Consider the following 14,490-nt stretch of genomic DNA (forward strand, 5'->3'; position numbering starts at 1 on the left):
CGCCTGCGGGTAAAGACACCGCGACTGTGCGAAACTGGGCGCGCCGCCCATTTCGCGGCTCGCTCGGTGTCTAAAGAGGTGAAAGCGACGGAAAGGCGGAGGTACGCGATGGCGAGCTTGGACGACCAGGTTTCAAAAGCACAGGCCGGCGACGGTGAGGCGTTCCGCCAACTGATTGCGCCATACCGCCGTGAAATCCGGCTGCACTGCTACCGCATGCTTGGCTCGTTCCAGGATGCGGAGGATGCCCTCCAGGACACGCTGCTCTCTGCCTGGCAAGGCTTTCCCGGTTTCGCGCGTCGCGCATCGTTGCGCAGTTGGCTCTACCGGATCGCCACCAATCGCTGCCTCAACATGCGCAGGACCGCGAGCCGACGACCGGCGAAGACTTGGGACGTCCCGGGCGTCGAGCCGCCGGAGCCGAGCGGGCTAGGTGAAGTCGTCTGGCTGGAGCCGTTTCCCGACACGCTGCTGGAGGGCGCGTTCGACGCACCTCTCGGTCCGGACACGTGTTACGAACGGACCGAATCCATTTCCCTGGCCTTTGTCACCGCCCTGCAGGTCCTGCCGCCGCGCCAGCTCGCCGTGCTCATCTTGCGTGACGTTCTCGGATTCGACGCCAGGGAGGTCGCCGAAATGCTTGATTCAACCGTAGAATCGGCCAACAGCGCGCTCAAGCGGGCGCGCGGCGGCCTGCAGCGGCGGGCACGGCCATCGGCCGGCCGTGAGCCGCCGCCTGCCGGCAACTCCGTTCAGGAGAAGGCGATCGTGGCGAAATTCGTCAGAGCTTATGAAGCTGCCGATCTCGATACGCTGGTGACGCTCCTGACCGACGACGTCTTCATCTCGATGCCTCCGATGCCGCTCGAATATCGGGGCAGAAATCTCGTTGCCCGCTTCTGCGCCGGCATCTTCGGCGCGGGGCGGCGGTTCGACCTCGTGGAGACGCGGGCCAATCGCCAGCCGGCCTTCGGCGCCTATCTTCGCGGATCTGACGGCATCAGCCGTGGGATCGGGCTCATCGTGCTGGCCTTGTCGGGTGACCGGATCAGCGCAATGACCCGCTTTGAAAACACGGCGTTGCCCTGGTTCGACCTGCCCCGAACGCTGCCGGGTCGATGACCGGCGTGCGAGCGTCTATCGTTTGTGGCTGGCAAGCTCACCGAGGAGCTTGGTCATCTCGTCATCGAGAGACGGCTTTCCCGCGGGCTTGGGACTTGCCGATTGCGGAGGTGTTTCGTCGAGCGACGCCTCGAGTTCGTGCATCAGCGTGTCGTCGATGGAATCGTTGGAGGGGGGTGGCGGCGCATGGCGGGTGCTGCCGTTCGTCGTCCCAAAAGCCGGAAGCGGCATGACTTTCGCGGTTGGCTGGCTCTGCGCCACCGGCTTGGGCGCTGGGGCTGGCTGCCGCGGACGCGCTACGGCCACGGGCTGGGCGACCGGCTGGGCGACGGGCTGAGGCGGCGGTGGCGCAGCCTGTCTGGCTGGTGTGGGAGCGGGAGCCGGCGCGGGCTGAGGCGCGCGCGGACGGGGCGGGGCTGTCTGTTGCTGGCCGCTGTCCCCGGTGAGCGCCGGGCGGCGCGGCGTTGCCAGTCTTATGTCGCGCTCGACCACGACATCGGTCGGGCCGCCGATGAGGATCAGGTGTTCGATGTCGTCGCGGCGCACCAGCACCAGCCGGCGATGGCTGTCGACGGCGGTGGCATCCATGACCGCGAGCCGCGTCTTGCGGTTCCTGCCGCCGGCAACGAACGTACCGAAGGTGAGGTTGCGCACCACCTTGATGACGAGCAGGACGACGACGAGCAGGATGAGCGCTGCGAACGTCCACAGGATTGCGGCGACGTAACCTGGACCCGCCACGTTTTCCAGCCCCTGCAGCATCGGTGCACCCAATCGCCGTTTTTGAAGTGACGCGACACTAGACCGTGGTGGCGGCTCGCCGCAAGTTCGCATCGCCGATCGTGAACAGTTGAAACACGAATCCGCGCGCCAATTTTATCGGACATTTGCCGGCGGGGCCTTTTCCGCTACAGGAGAATGTGATTCAACCGGCCGTCCGCGGGTCGGACACCGGAATCACGAGCAGGGGGCACATGGCCAAGGAAGCGCGCGGCGATTTCTATCCGGTACCGATCGTCGACCAGAACACGCGTCCGGGCGCCGTCGCCAGGCTCATCGTCTTCATCGTCGTCCTGACGGGTGCTGCGATCGTCTTCGGGCTGTTCCGCGAGCGCCTTGGCGATCCTTTCCTGCTCGGCATGCTCGGCGTGCTCGCCATGATCGGCGTCGGCTTCCTGTTCGCGACCGCAATCGGCTTCGTTCAAATCGCGCCGCGCTCGACCGGCGACGAATTGTCGAAGGCCTTCGTCGATTCCATGTCGCAAGGGCTCCTGATCACCGACACGAAGGGCCGGGTTGTCTATGCCAACCGGGTCTATGCCGAGATGACCGGTGCCGCATCGGCGGCCGACCTCAAGACCGTCGAAGGCCTGCTCTCGGATGTTCCCGAGGCTTCTATGACCATCTACCGGCTGGCCTCGGGCCTGCGCGACGGGCAGCCGGGAGACGGCGAGTTTCGCCTGGCTCAGTCGATCAAGCCTGGAGCCGACCCCGGCGCGCGCTGGTATCGCGCCCGTGCACGCGCTTTCAGCGTGCCGGGCCAGCGGCTGCCGATGCTGGCATGGCAACTCGCCGATATCTCGCAGGAGCGGGCCGAGCAGGAGCGCTTCTTCCTCGATTTGCAGAAAGCGATAGACCACCTCGACCATGCGCCAGCCGGGTTCTTCTCCGCCGACCAGGAAGGCCGCGTCACCTATATCAACGCCACGCTTGCCGAGTGGCTGGGCATCGACCTCGCCAGCTTCACGCCCGGCGCCGTCTCGCTGCCGGAGATCGTTGCCGGCGACGGCATGGCGTTGGTGCGCTCCGTCAAGGCCGATCCCGGCACGACGCGCAATGCCGTCATCGACCTCGACCTGACGACGATGAGCGGCAGGGCACTGCCGGTCCGCTTCATGCACCGCGTCTCGGCGAGCCGCGAGGGCGTCAATGGTCCGACCCGCACCATCGTGCTCAACCGCACCCAGGGCGAGGACGCTTCCGCCGAGCTTCGCGCTTCCGAAGTGCGCTTCACGCGGTTCTTCAACTCGACGCCGATGGCGATTGCCGGCGTCGACGCGAACGGGCGCATCCTGCGCACCAACGCGCCGTTCCTGCAGCTGTTTTCCTCCGTCGTCGACCGCGATGCGGTCGACCGCCGCGTGCGGCTGGATTCCGTCGTGCACGAGCGCGACCGCGCGGCATTCGCCGCCGCCTTCGAGAAGGCGCGGCAGCGTCAGGCCAATATCGAGCCGATCGACTCGGTGCTGCCCGGTAGCGAGGAGCGCCACATCCGCTTCTACGTCAACGCCGTGGCCGACGGGGCCGGCGGCGAGGGCGCCGAGGAGTCGGCCATCGTCTACGCGGTCGAGACCACCGAGCAGAAGGCGCTCGAGGGCCAGATGGCGCAGAGCCAGAAGATGCAGGCCGTCGGTCAGCTCGCCGGCGGTATCGCGCACGACTTCAACAATGTGCTCACCGCCATTATCATGGCGTCGGACCTCCTGCTGACGAACCATCGCCCGTCGGACCCTTCCTTCCCCGACATCATGAACATCAAGCAGAACGCCAATCGGGCGGCGTCGCTGGTCAGGCAGTTGCTGGCCTTCTCGCGCAAGCAGACGCTGCGGCCGGAAGTGCTCAACCTGACCGATGTGCTGGCCGATCTCAGGATGCTGCTCGCCCGCCTCGTCGGCAACGACATCCGCCTGAAGATCGACCATGGTCGCGACCTGTGGCCAGTCAAGGTCGATATCGGCCAGTTCGAGCAGGTGGTAGTCAACCTCGCCGTCAATGCGCGCGATGCCATGCCTGCCGGCGGGGACCTCACCGTGCGCACCCGCAATGTCGCGACCGAAGAGTGCAAGTCTTTCGCCTATCGCGAGCTGACGCCGGGAGACTATGTGCTTGTCGAGGTCGAGGACAATGGCAGCGGCATCGCGCCGGATGTGCTGAAGAAAATCTTCGAACCTTTCTTCACCACCAAGGAGGTGGGCAAAGGCACAGGCCTCGGTCTCTCGATGGTCTACGGCATCATCAAGCAGACCGGCGGCTTCATCTTCTGCGATTCCGAAGTCGGCAAGGGGACGGTGTTCCGCATCTTCCTGCCGCGTCATGTCGCGGAGGCGAAGAAGGCAGGCGAGGCTGCCGAGGCGCCCGCCGCGGCGCAGGTCAAATACGCCGATACGGCAAAGGATCTCTCCGGTTCGGCCACGGTGCTGCTGGTCGAGGACGAGGATGCCGTGCGCATGGGCGGCGTCAGGGCGCTGACCTCGCGCGGCTATACGGTCCACGAGGCGTCGTCGGGCGTCGAGGCGCTCGAAGTCTTCGAGGCGCTCGGCGGCAAGGTCGACATCGTCGTGTCCGACGTGGTGATGCCGGAAATGGACGGGCCGACGCTGCTCGGCGAGTTGCGCAAGCGGCAGCCCGACATCAAGTTCGTCTTCGTTTCCGGCTATGCCGAGGATGCATTCGCCAGGAACCTGCCCGCCGACGCGCATTTCGGCTTCCTGCCCAAGCCTTTCTCGCTCAAGCAACTGGCGACGATCGTCAAGGACGTGCTGGAGTCATAGCACCGCTTGCGCATCGGCGCGGCCCTGCCATGATGGAGACGGGATAGGTCCTATCACGGGGGTGATGGAACGTGACGCCGCATATCGAGGCGGGCAGGGGTGATTTTGCCGAAACGGTGCTTTTGCCGGGCGATCCGGAGCGGGCCGAGTGGATGGCCAAAACCTTCCTTGACGGGCCACGCTGCGTCAATCGCAGACGCGGCGCCCTGGGTTTCACCGGTTGCTACCGCGGCAGGCCCGTCAGCATCCAGGCAACCGGCATCGGCGCTTCGTCGCTGCTGATCTATGCCCATGAGCTCCTCGACAGTCATGGCGTGAAGACGCTCATCCGCACCGGGACATGCGGCGCACTGACCGAGGACGTGCCGCTGCGCAGCGTTGTCATTTCCAGCGCGGTGCATGCCGAGGGCGAAATGAGCGGGCAAGTGTTCGGGCTTTACCGGCCGGCCGGCCCCGATCCGGCGCTTCATGCACTTGCATTGCAGCGTGCCGCCGATCTTTGGAATCCGCCACAGCGCGGGTCTTACCGCGTGCAGCGATATATTTCATTACCCGGATGGTTACGCCCGGTTTGACGAGCCCAGGGTCATCGGCGCGTTGGCAGTGGATATGGAAACAAGCGCGCTCTACCGCCTCTCGGCCCATTTCGGCGCGCGAGCCCTTTCGCTGCTGACGGTGGTGGACCATGTCGCCAGTGGTGAGCAGAGCGACTACTCCGAGCGTCAGGCGCTCTTTACCGATATGACAAGGCTGGCGCTCGAAGTCGTGGCGGACAGCTAGGCCTACGGCACAAGCTCCTTGCGCACCGCGGCCACGTCGCTGGAAGAGACCGCCGGAGCGGCGTTGCCCCAGCTGTTGCGCACGTAAGTCAGGACGTCGGCGATCTCCTGATCCTTGAGGCGCCACGCCAGGGAAGGCATCGCAGGGGTCGTCGGCGCCTGCGTCGTGTGCACGGCCTGGCTGCCAGCAAGTATGACCCTCGCCAAGGTTTCGGGGTTGGCTTGCGCGACGATCGAACTGTCGGCAAGCGCCGGGAACAGCACGCCCGAGCCCGCGCCATCGCCGCCATGGCAGGCCGAGCAATTGTCGCGATAGATTGCCTCGCCGGTCGCCATCCTCGCCTCGTCGGGCTTGGCCGGCTGAGCGTTGCCGGTGTCCGAGCCCAGGCTCTTCAGATAGGTGGCGACGGCCTTCAGGTCGGCGTCGGTCATTTGCGACGTCGAATTCTCGACGGCCTCTGCCATCGGCCCAGAGGCGATCGAATGCGCGTTGACGCCGGTTTTTAGGTATTTGATCAGGTCATCCTCGGACCATTTTCCAAGGCCCGTCTGCGCGTTGTTGGTGATGTCGGGCGCGAACCAGCCTTGAAGCGACGCGCCCTGCAGGAAACTGCTGTCCTTGTCGGCGCCCAGAAGCGACTTGGGCGTATGGCATGTGCCGCAGTGACCAGGTCCCTGGACGATGTAGGCGCCGCGATTCCACTCGGCCGATTTGGAGGCGTCCGGCGTGAAGTCCGTCTGTTTGAAGTTGAGCAGATTCCAGCCCCACATGCTGAGCCGAATGTTGAGCGGGAACGGCAACTGGTTGGCTTCAACCTTGTTCGATACAGGTTCGACCGTCGTCAGATAAGCCCACAGGTCGGCGATGTCCTGGTCGGTCATCCTGGTGTAGGCCGGATATGGCATGGCCGGATAAAGTCGCACGCCATCATGGCCGATGCCGGTCTTCATCATGTTGCGGAATTCGGCGTCGCTCCAATTGCCGATGCCGGTTTCCTTGTCAGGCGTGATGTTGGGCGGCACCAGGGCGCCGAATGGGGTTTCGAGCGGCAGGCCACCGGCCAGCGGCTTGCCGCCGGGCCGCGTGTGGCAGCCAGAGCAGTCACCGAGCACGGCCTGATACTGGCCCCGTATGATCTGGTCCGCCTGGTCGGCGCCCATTGCGGGGCTGAGCGCCAGGGTCGCGGTGCCGACGGCGAGGGTGAGACCGAGCTTTCTCATGCCTGCACCAGCGGCGCGCCTGGATTGCGCAGATAGTGGTTGCGGATGGCGTCGGCGGCGCGGAAAGCAAGCGCTCCGACCGTCCCGGTGGGGTTCTTGCCGGCATTCTGCGGGAAGGCGGAAGCGCCGATGACGAAGACGTTGGGAACGTCCCAGCTTTGCAGGAAGACGTTGACCGCGCTTCGCCTGGGGTCGGCGCCCATGATCGCGCCGCCGGTGTTGTGCGTGCTCTGGTAGGGCACGCTGTTCCAGCCCTTCTTGAGCCGGCCGACGCTGTACTGCTTGCCGCCGAGCTTCTTGGCGATGTCCTCCATGCGATCGGAGAGGTAGTTCGACATGCGGATGTCGTTGTCCGGGAAATCGAAGGTCATGCGCATCAGCGGTCGGCCAAACCGGTCCTTGTAGGTCGGATCGAGGTCGAGATAGTTGTTGCGCGTCGCGTAGCTGCTTCCCTGCGTGGAATAAGAAAGCGTGCTCTTGTAGCCCTGCACCGTGGCCTTCTTCCAGGCGCTGCCCCATCTCGGAGTCCCGGGCAGCGTCGGCCTCGTCCCGATCGGACGTCCGTTGGTCGGAATGCAGTTGATGCCCGCGCCGCCGACGAAATCCAGCGGCCCGTGATCGAAGGCGTCACCATTGTAATCGTCGATCGTCTGGCCGAGTGCGCCTGCCGCGATGAACGGATTGAAGTTCTTGTCGTCGAAGAACACCTGCGTGCCGGCATTGGTCTGGTAGCAGTAGTTGCGTCCGACCGTTCCCTCGCCGGTGTTGGGGTCGTAGATCTTGCCGATGCCCGACAGCATCATAAGCCTGGCGTTGTGCAGGCCGTAGGCGCACAGCAGCACCAGGTCGGCTGGCTGGAAATACTCCTCGCCCGAGGTGTCGACATAGGTCACTCCACGCGCCGACTTGCCGCCGGAATGCAGGTCGACATGCAGCACCTCGCTGTCGGTGCGGACCTCGAAATTGGCCTTCTTCATCAGCACCGGCAGGATCGTCGTCTGGGCACTCGACTTGGAATAGTTGGCGCAGCCGAAACGCTCGCAGAAGCCGCAGAAAGTGCATTGGCCCAGCGTCACCCCAAGCGGGTTGGTGTAGGCCCGGGACATATTCGCCGATGGCGTCGGGAAGGGATGCAGCCCCATCGACCGGCCGGCGTCGGCGAACATTGCCGGCGCGTAGGTCATCTCCATCGGTGGATTGGGATAATCGCGCGCCCGGGAATCCTCGAACGGGTTGCCGCCCTGCTGCAGTTGCCCCTTGATGTTGCCGGCCTTGCCGGAAATCCCCGCCAGATATTCGAACTGGTCGTAATAGGGCTCCATCTCCACCCCGGTCACGCCCCAGTCCTCGACCTGGAGGTCGGCGATCCGCGCGGCCCCATATTTGTTCGTAAGGTTGGTCTTGGTCTTGAAGTCCGAATCCCAGAATCGCCAGGTGTGGCCGTTCCAGTGGACGCCAGCGCCGCCAACGCCGTTGCCCGGCAGGAACGAACCAAAATCGCGCATCGGCAGCGCGGTCTGCGAGGGATCGTTGCGCATCGTCATGGTTTCCACGACGGGCTGCAGGAAGAGGTCGCGGCGAACCGAGTAGCGCAGCTCATCCTGCATATAACCGATGTTGAAGTCGGTGGCGGTGTCGCGCCAAGGGCCGCGCTCGATCGCCAGCACGTCGAGGCCCTGATCCGTCAGTTCGTTGGCCAGGATCGCTCCAGTCCAGCCCAAGCCGACGATGACGACATCCTTGCGGGGCAATATCTTGGTCATGGATCAGGTCCCCTTGCCAAGCCATTCGGGACGCCCGGCGATCGAGACGGGCGGTAGCGGATAAGGCTGGTTGTGCTTGCCGACATGATCCCGGTAGTCGTAGCGCGCGCCGGGGAAGCCAAGCATGCGCCAGGAAACCATGTCCTTGTTGCCGCCATAGACCGGATCGGCAAAGAAGCCTTCCATCGTGTTCTGCAGCAGAAGCCCGAAGAACTCCGCAGCCTTGACGCCGTTCGGCAACTCGACCTTTCCGCCCTCCATGGCAGTGAGGAACGCATCCTGATCCTCGGGCTTGAGGTCCGCGAATGCCTTGCCATCCCGCTGTTTCAGGAAGGCATCGATAGCCGCCAGGCCGGCGCGATAGCGCTGGGCCGGATTGGCCTCGCCCTGATAGCCCTGCGTAGGCAATCCGGGCAGGAAGGGGCCTTGCGTGTACAGCCGGCTGGAGGTTCCGAATGCTCCTGTCAGTTGGCGGTCGATATAGACCGCGCAACCGGCCTCCTTGCCGCCGATGCTCAGGTCGTCATGCGGGACGAGGCGATCGACGATGGCTTCGACAAGAGCCGCCTCCTGTGGCGTGAAGAACTGCCACCCACCTGGAAGCACCTGAACCGGGGGATCGGACGCCATCGGTTCCCAGGGCAGCGAACCTGACAATGTCCTCGCAAGGCTTACCGCCGGCGCGGTAACCGTGAGCATGGCAACAGATGACAGGAAAAGACGCCGATTCATCCGGACAGGATAACGATGGCCCATATTAGGTCCCTCGAAAATAAAAACTATCGAACTCAGTCAGTTACGCTCAAGTAAAGGTGACAAAAACCGTAAAGTTCAAGTCGCATAGATCGATTTGTTGACAGCCTGCGGAAAGATAGACTGCTCGTCAAGCGCATCACAAAATTGTTAGTTGGGCCTGTTGTCGTTCTTGGTTGTGCCTGTTCTTGAAGCCGGCAAAGCCGACCGCTGGCCGCAGGTCACTCCGCGGCCCGAGCTGTTCCAACGAGTTCGTCCCGGCTGCGGTCAGCGGCTCTCCGCTGCCCGGGCGATGGCCGCGCCTATAGAGCGCAGGTCGTGCGCGTCATCGAAGCGAAATGGCGCTGGTGCCCTTTTGGACAAGGCCGGCGGCATCATCTTCGGTCTGACGGCCGCTGACGGCAATCAGACTTTCGTCCTTACACGCGACCGCGACAGCGAGGGCCGCGTTCGATCGGTCGGCAGCCCGCGCGGCTAACCCCTGGTGCAGGTCGAAGCGGTAAAGGCGCCGTCCGGCTGCTTCATGATGATGTCGAAGGAAGGGCTGCCCGGACCATCCAAGGTTGCCTGCGTCATGGAGATCGAGTTGCCGCCGCTGGTGTAGCCGCCGAGGGGGCCGAGCCAGCTGATCTCGCCATTGGCGTCCATCTGGTAGTTGTAGGCCTGCGGCGCGCTGCCGAAGGTGACCGGACCGCTATAGACGTGTCCCTTGATGGTGATATCGCCGAGGTTGAGGAAAACGCCGAGCAGGTAGACCTCGCAGTGATAGGTTCCCTCGGGCATTTTGCCGTCGGTGAAATCGGCACGCGCGCCGCTTGCGCCGGCAACGAGAACTGCAAGAGTGAAAATAATGCGGATCGGGGAAGCCATGGCGCGTCGCTCGTTTCGCGCGACCTTGCCCCATTTTGCCATCGGCTCGCAACTGCGACCGAACGGTGGTCGCGCCATGCTGAACTTATAGTTCGGGCAGCCTCGGTAATTGAACGAAATCTAGGCTGCCATGCGCAAAGTTTCGTCATGACCGGGATCGCCATTCCTCGTTAGGATTCGACAGCTCAAGCTCTATCCCATTGAAAAGGATGGATTATCCACGGCGCGGCGCGCGGGTGTACGGTTTGGCATGTCGATTGCTTCGCTACTTGCGTAGCGGTGTGATCCGCCGCCCAACCAGATTGATCGCCGGCGACCCGCCGCCGGCGAACTCAGGCGTTGCCTTCGAGGGGAAGGCGCCCGGCCGGAGCGTGGCGCACGATCGCGCCCGGCCGGGCATCGCATTCGTTATTGGCGGGAAATCCCCCTGTCGCAGTATTTCCAAGATTAGCTGGCCTGCAAACTCTGGCGCGGCAATGGCTGCATGCTAATCTTTTCTTGGCCTTGGTGAGTCGGCCGCTTTCCGTATCAGTCGCAAAATGAGGGGAAGGCGCCGGCTCCCGCCTGCAAGCTCCGCGCAAGCAAGCCCGCCTAGCTTCCCCTGCAGTGATTGTCGGTCAATGCGTCCAGAAAATCTCCGGGGAAAAGGCGATGGAACGTTTTGTCGAGGACTATCAGAAGCGACGGCTGACCGAGCGCGTCGATATCATGACGGCAATCAATATCCTGATGTCGCAAGGCTACGACCAGGACGACCTGCTGGGCGAAATGACGAAGGTCTTCTACGTCGATCTCGACGCCTATAACGAAGTCATGGCGCGGCACTGAGGGCTAGAACAGAGCCTTCCAGGCGAAAGCTCAGCCGGCGCGGCGGAAGTCGTGCACGCGGTTGCGACCACCGCGCTTGGCTGCATAAAGCGCTTTGTCCGCGGTGCTGAGCACTTTGTCGAAGCTCATGCCTTCGCTGCTGCCGAAGGCGAAGCCGGCGCTGACGGTGCATTTAAGCTTGCCTGCCTCGGTGTCGATCGTTCGCGCCGCAAACGCCGTTCTTATCCGCTCGGCGGTGCTCTCGACCATTTCGGGTAATGTGCGTTTCAGCACCAACGCGAATTCCTCGCCGCCCATGCGCGCGGCGACGTCGTTCGGGCGCAAATTGCCGGCGAGCTCCTGCGCGAAGACTTTGAGCACCTCATCGCCTGCGGCGTGGCCGAACTGGTCGTTGATCGCCTTGAAACCATCGAGATCGAACACAACCACCGCCACGAAGGCGCCGACCGGCGCCTTGCCGTGCAAATCGAACAAGGCGCGGCGGTTGAGCAGTCCGGTCAGCGCATCGGTCTGTGCCTCGCGCTGGTGATGGCGGGCAAGCCGGCCCTGGTTGAGCGCCAGCGACAGCGCGCCGATGCCGGTCATCGAGGCGATGACAATGACGAGGCTCAGATCCTCCGCCCAATTGCTCGGCGCGTGGCCGAGCACAAGCTTGCCGTCCCAGGCCAGCGCCGCCGCGCACAGCACGAAGGAGGCCGCCGTCAGCGAGTAAAGCAGCGCCACGCCCGTGAGCGGGGCAGGCGCTTCATCGCGGCCTTTCCAATATTCATACGCCGTCGCGAACAGGATCACCGCGGCGAGCGAGTTCTCCAGCATGAAGCCCAGCCCGTCATAGCCGAGCGCAATGGGCGGCAGGGCGAGCGCGAAGGAGATGCCGGCGCTGAACACGATGCGCGGCAAGGGCGAGTTCGCGGTGCGGAACTGGTGAGCGGCGCCCAGCATCACCGAGAAGCCAAGCAGGAGCAGCGCTAGCGTCAGGACACCGAGAGCGGTATCCGGCGTTTCGATATAGGCGTCATAGACAAAGACCTCGGCTACAATGACCAGCACGCTGATCGCCCATGTCAGCAGGAACCGGTCGGAACGGGCGGTCAGCCAGGTTCCGAACAGCGTCAGGCTGAGGCAGGCTGCGGAAAAGCCGACGGCCAGCAGCAGTGAGTTGTAGTCGAGCAGCATGCAATAGTCCCCGCCGCCTGGCTTATGCAACCTGGCGTAGGTGTATTAGTGCCCCAAGGAAGTATCGATAAGGTTACGATCGCCGAGAAGATGCGAGGCATTCCCCTGTGCGTCAGCCCACCCGCTTCATGAGCGCCATGGCGCCGAAGGGCGCCCGCACCTTGCCCTCGGTGATGAAGTAGACGAACACCTCGCGCGGTTTCACCGGTGCATCGTTGCCGAGGTCGGCGCGCGGCAGGTCGGCGGGCTGCTTGCCCTCAGCCCAGGTCTTTACCCGCGCCGCCCAGTCGTCGAGGCCTTTCGGCGTGTAGCAGTCGGAGTTGTCGTCGCTGCCGGTCTGCAGGCGCACATAGACAAAATCGCCGGTGACGTCGGCGATCGCCGGATATTTCGCATGGTCGGCATAGACGATCGCGGCGTTGTATTTGCGGGCCAATGCGGGGAACTCCGGCACGATGAAGCTGTCATGCCGCACCTCGAGTGCATGGCGCAGCGGCACGCCGTCCTGCTTCTCAGGCAGAAGCTTCAGGAAGGCCTCGAAATCCTCGGCGTCGAATTTCTTCGTCGGCGCGAACTGCCACAGGATGGGCCCGAGCTTCTCGCCGAGCGCGGCAACGCCGGAGCCGAGGAAGCGCATCATCGATTCTCCGGCTTCGCCAAGCACGCGGCGGTTGGTGACGAAGCGGTTGCCTTTCAGCGAAAAGACGAAGCCGTCCGGCGCATCGGCGGCCCATTTCAGGAATGTCGGCTCCTTGAAGCTGGAATAGTAGGTGCCGTTGACCTCGATGCTCGGCACCTGGCGGCTTGCGTAATGCAGTTGCTTGGCCTTGGCGAGCTTCTCCGGGTAGAAGGACGTATCCCAGGGCTCGAAGGTCCAGCCGCCCATGCCGGAGCGGATCGTTCCTCGGCTCATGTCTTGCTCCTCCGCGTTCAGATTTGGTCAGGCGGCTTTGTCGACCGGCTTCACCATGTCGACCAATGTCCATCCTGGCCGGTAAGGGTTGGCCCGGCGACCCGTTTCCCGATAACCATAGGCCGCATAGAGCGCGATGTTCCGCTCCATGCGTGAATTGGTGTAAAGCCGCACCTCCGGCAGCCCCCAAGATCGCGTCCGCTCGTCGGCGAAGTCGAGCAACCTGATGCCGAGCTTCCGGCCCTGAAAGGCCGGCGAAACGGCGACGCTGAAGATCATAGCGTGGTCGTCGTGCCGCTCGAGGACGATGAGCCCGGCCAGTTCGGGACCATCTTCCAGCAGCCAGGCCTCGCCGCGCTCAATGCGCGGCGCATAATCCTCGGTCACCGGGATCGGCGGCGTGCCGAAGGCAGCGGTGTAGGGCGCATAGGCTTCCGTGGTCAGCGCGACGATAGCGGGGAGATCGTCGGGGCGGGCAAGTCTCATGATTGATTGGTTCCTGCGGCGGCGGCCACGACTTTTGCCGTGCCAGCGGCGATTGCCCTGACGGCATCACGGCTAGCCTCCCCAAGGCCATGGCGCTCGGCCAGCCAGTGCGCGTCGTTGTAGGAAAGCCAAACCTTGCCTTGCGCATCCTCCCAGGCCAGCGCCTTCAACGGCAAGTCGATGCCGGCGGTCTGCTGGTCCTGCATCAGCGGCGTGCCGCCTTTCGGATGGCCGAAGATCAGCAGCTCGGTGGGACGAAGCTCCGCGCCGACTTCATGAGCGCCGGCGGCATGGTCGATGCGTGCGAAGACCCGCATGCCCGCATGGGTAACTGTCTCAACCAGTCGGTCGATGGTTTCGGCGACGCCGAAGCGGCTTTCGACGGAGACGAGGCCGTTGCTTGCCATCACTCGGCCGCCTCGCGCTTGCCACCGGGCCGCCGTTCCAGAAGCTCCTTCAGGAACTGGCCGGTATAGCTGCGCTTCTCGCGCACGATCGCTTCCGGCGTGCCGGATGCCACCAACTCGCCCCCGCCGTCGCCGCCCTCGGGGCCAAGATCGAGCACCCAGTCGGCGGTCTTGATCACTTCGAGATTGTGCTCGATCACCACCACCGTGTTGCCCTGGTCGACCAGTTCGTGCAGCACTTCAAGCAGCTTGGCGACGTCGTGGAAGTGCAGACCGGTGGTCGGCTCATCGAGGATGTAGAGCGTCTTGCCGGTCGCCTTGCGCGACAGCTCCTTGGCGAGCTTGATGCGCTGCGCCTCGCCGCCCGACAGTGTCGTCGCCTGCTGGCCGATATGGATGTAACCAAGTCCGACCTGGTTCAGAGTCTCCAACTTGTCGCGCACGCCAGGCACGGCGGAGAAGAAGTCGACGCCTTCCTCGACCGTCATGTCGAGGACGTCGGCGATCGACTTGCCCTTGAACAACACATCCAGCGTTTCGCGGTTGTAGCGCTTGCCGTGGCAGACATCGCAGGTGACGTAGACGTCGGGCAGGAAGTGCATCTCGATCTTGATGACGCCG

The 14,490-nt window shown here is 63.9% G+C and carries 13 protein-coding genes and 1 pseudogene; 4 read left to right on the forward strand and 10 right to left on the reverse strand.

The genetic code is table 11. From position 1 onward, the window contains the following. Nucleotides 1-108: 108 nt before the first annotated feature. On the forward strand, nt 109-1,122 hold the full coding sequence (locus tag Q0L57_RS14330; protein WP_296743642.1) for a sigma-70 family RNA polymerase sigma factor: 1,014 nt from the start codon (nt 109-111) through the stop codon (nt 1,120-1,122). Between the two features lie 15 nt (nt 1,123-1,137). Here Q0L57_RS14330 and Q0L57_RS14335 read toward each other — a convergent pair whose 3' ends face one another. Further along, nucleotides 1,138-1,884, reverse strand: coding sequence for a flagellar biosynthetic protein FliO (locus Q0L57_RS14335; RefSeq protein ID WP_296743644.1), 747 nt, complete (start codon nt 1,882-1,884; stop codon nt 1,138-1,140). Between the two features lie 212 nt (nt 1,885-2,096). Here Q0L57_RS14335 and cckA point away from each other — a divergent pair, with 212 nt between their 5' ends. Together cckA and Q0L57_RS14345 are read left to right on the forward strand one after the other, a co-directional pair. Then, entirely contained in the window at nt 2,097-4,673 is a 2,577-nt protein-coding gene (gene cckA / locus Q0L57_RS14340) for a cell cycle histidine kinase CckA (RefSeq protein WP_296743645.1), read from the forward strand. Between the two features lie 71 nt (nt 4,674-4,744). Next, nucleotides 4,745-5,453: pseudogene (locus Q0L57_RS14345) on the forward strand (purine-nucleoside phosphorylase). A gap of 2 nt (nt 5,454-5,455) precedes the next feature. On the opposite strand, the gene Q0L57_RS14350 reads toward Q0L57_RS14345, so the two are convergent. The 4 genes from Q0L57_RS14350 to Q0L57_RS14365 all read right to left on the reverse strand — a co-directional run bounded on the left by Q0L57_RS14350 (nt 5,456) and on the right by Q0L57_RS14365 (nt 10,059). Then, entirely contained in the window at nt 5,456-6,673 is a 1,218-nt protein-coding gene (locus tag Q0L57_RS14350) for a cytochrome c (protein WP_296743647.1), read from the reverse strand. After that, nucleotides 6,670-8,436: a GMC family oxidoreductase gene (locus tag Q0L57_RS14355; RefSeq protein WP_296743649.1), complete on the reverse strand. Its 1,767-nt coding sequence runs from the start codon at nt 8,434-8,436 to the stop codon at nt 6,670-6,672. The genes Q0L57_RS14350 and Q0L57_RS14355 overlap by 4 nt, the downstream gene beginning before the upstream one ends. A 3-nt stretch (nt 8,437-8,439) precedes the next feature. Then, nucleotides 8,440-9,066: a gluconate 2-dehydrogenase subunit 3 family protein gene (locus tag Q0L57_RS14360; protein ID WP_366940913.1), complete on the reverse strand. Its 627-nt coding sequence runs from the start codon at nt 9,064-9,066 to the stop codon at nt 8,440-8,442. 597 nt (nt 9,067-9,663) lie between these two features. Continuing rightward, nucleotides 9,664-10,059 (reverse strand): hypothetical protein, encoded by a 396-nt coding sequence (locus Q0L57_RS14365; protein ID WP_296743652.1) that lies wholly within the window; start codon nt 10,057-10,059, stop codon nt 9,664-9,666. A 651-nt stretch (nt 10,060-10,710) separates the two neighbouring features. Here Q0L57_RS14365 and Q0L57_RS14370 point away from each other — a divergent pair. Continuing rightward, nucleotides 10,711-10,887 (forward strand): hypothetical protein, encoded by a 177-nt coding sequence (locus Q0L57_RS14370; protein WP_296743654.1) that lies wholly within the window; start codon nt 10,711-10,713, stop codon nt 10,885-10,887. A gap of 30 nt (nt 10,888-10,917) precedes the next feature. On the opposite strand, the gene Q0L57_RS14375 is transcribed toward Q0L57_RS14370, so the two are convergent. The 5 genes from Q0L57_RS14375 to Q0L57_RS14395 all read right to left on the reverse strand — a co-directional run. Beyond that, nucleotides 10,918-12,063 (reverse strand): GGDEF domain-containing protein, encoded by a 1,146-nt coding sequence (locus tag Q0L57_RS14375; protein ID WP_296743656.1) that lies wholly within the window; start codon nt 12,061-12,063, stop codon nt 10,918-10,920. A gap of 112 nt (nt 12,064-12,175) precedes the next feature. Continuing rightward, entirely contained in the window at nt 12,176-12,976 is an 801-nt protein-coding gene (locus Q0L57_RS14380) for a DUF72 domain-containing protein (RefSeq protein ID WP_296743659.1), read from the reverse strand. A 27-nt stretch (nt 12,977-13,003) separates the two neighbouring features. Then, complete coding sequence (locus tag Q0L57_RS14385; RefSeq protein ID WP_296743660.1) at nt 13,004-13,462, reverse strand: GNAT family N-acetyltransferase; 459 nt, start codon at nt 13,460-13,462, stop codon at nt 13,004-13,006. Beyond that, complete coding sequence (locus Q0L57_RS14390) at nt 13,459-13,869, reverse strand: DUF302 domain-containing protein (protein WP_296743662.1); 411 nt, start codon at nt 13,867-13,869, stop codon at nt 13,459-13,461. Before Q0L57_RS14390 ends, Q0L57_RS14385 begins: the two co-directional genes overlap by 4 nt. Beyond that, on the reverse strand, nt 13,869-14,490 hold a 622-nt coding region (locus tag Q0L57_RS14395), incomplete at its 5' end, for an ATP-binding cassette domain-containing protein (protein ID WP_296743663.1). The genes Q0L57_RS14390 and Q0L57_RS14395, both read right to left, overlap by 1 nt.

Origin of the sequence: Mesorhizobium sp., from assembly GCF_024509055.1 — a bacterium.
Taxonomy (GTDB): domain Bacteria; phylum Pseudomonadota; class Alphaproteobacteria; order Rhizobiales; family Rhizobiaceae; genus Mesorhizobium.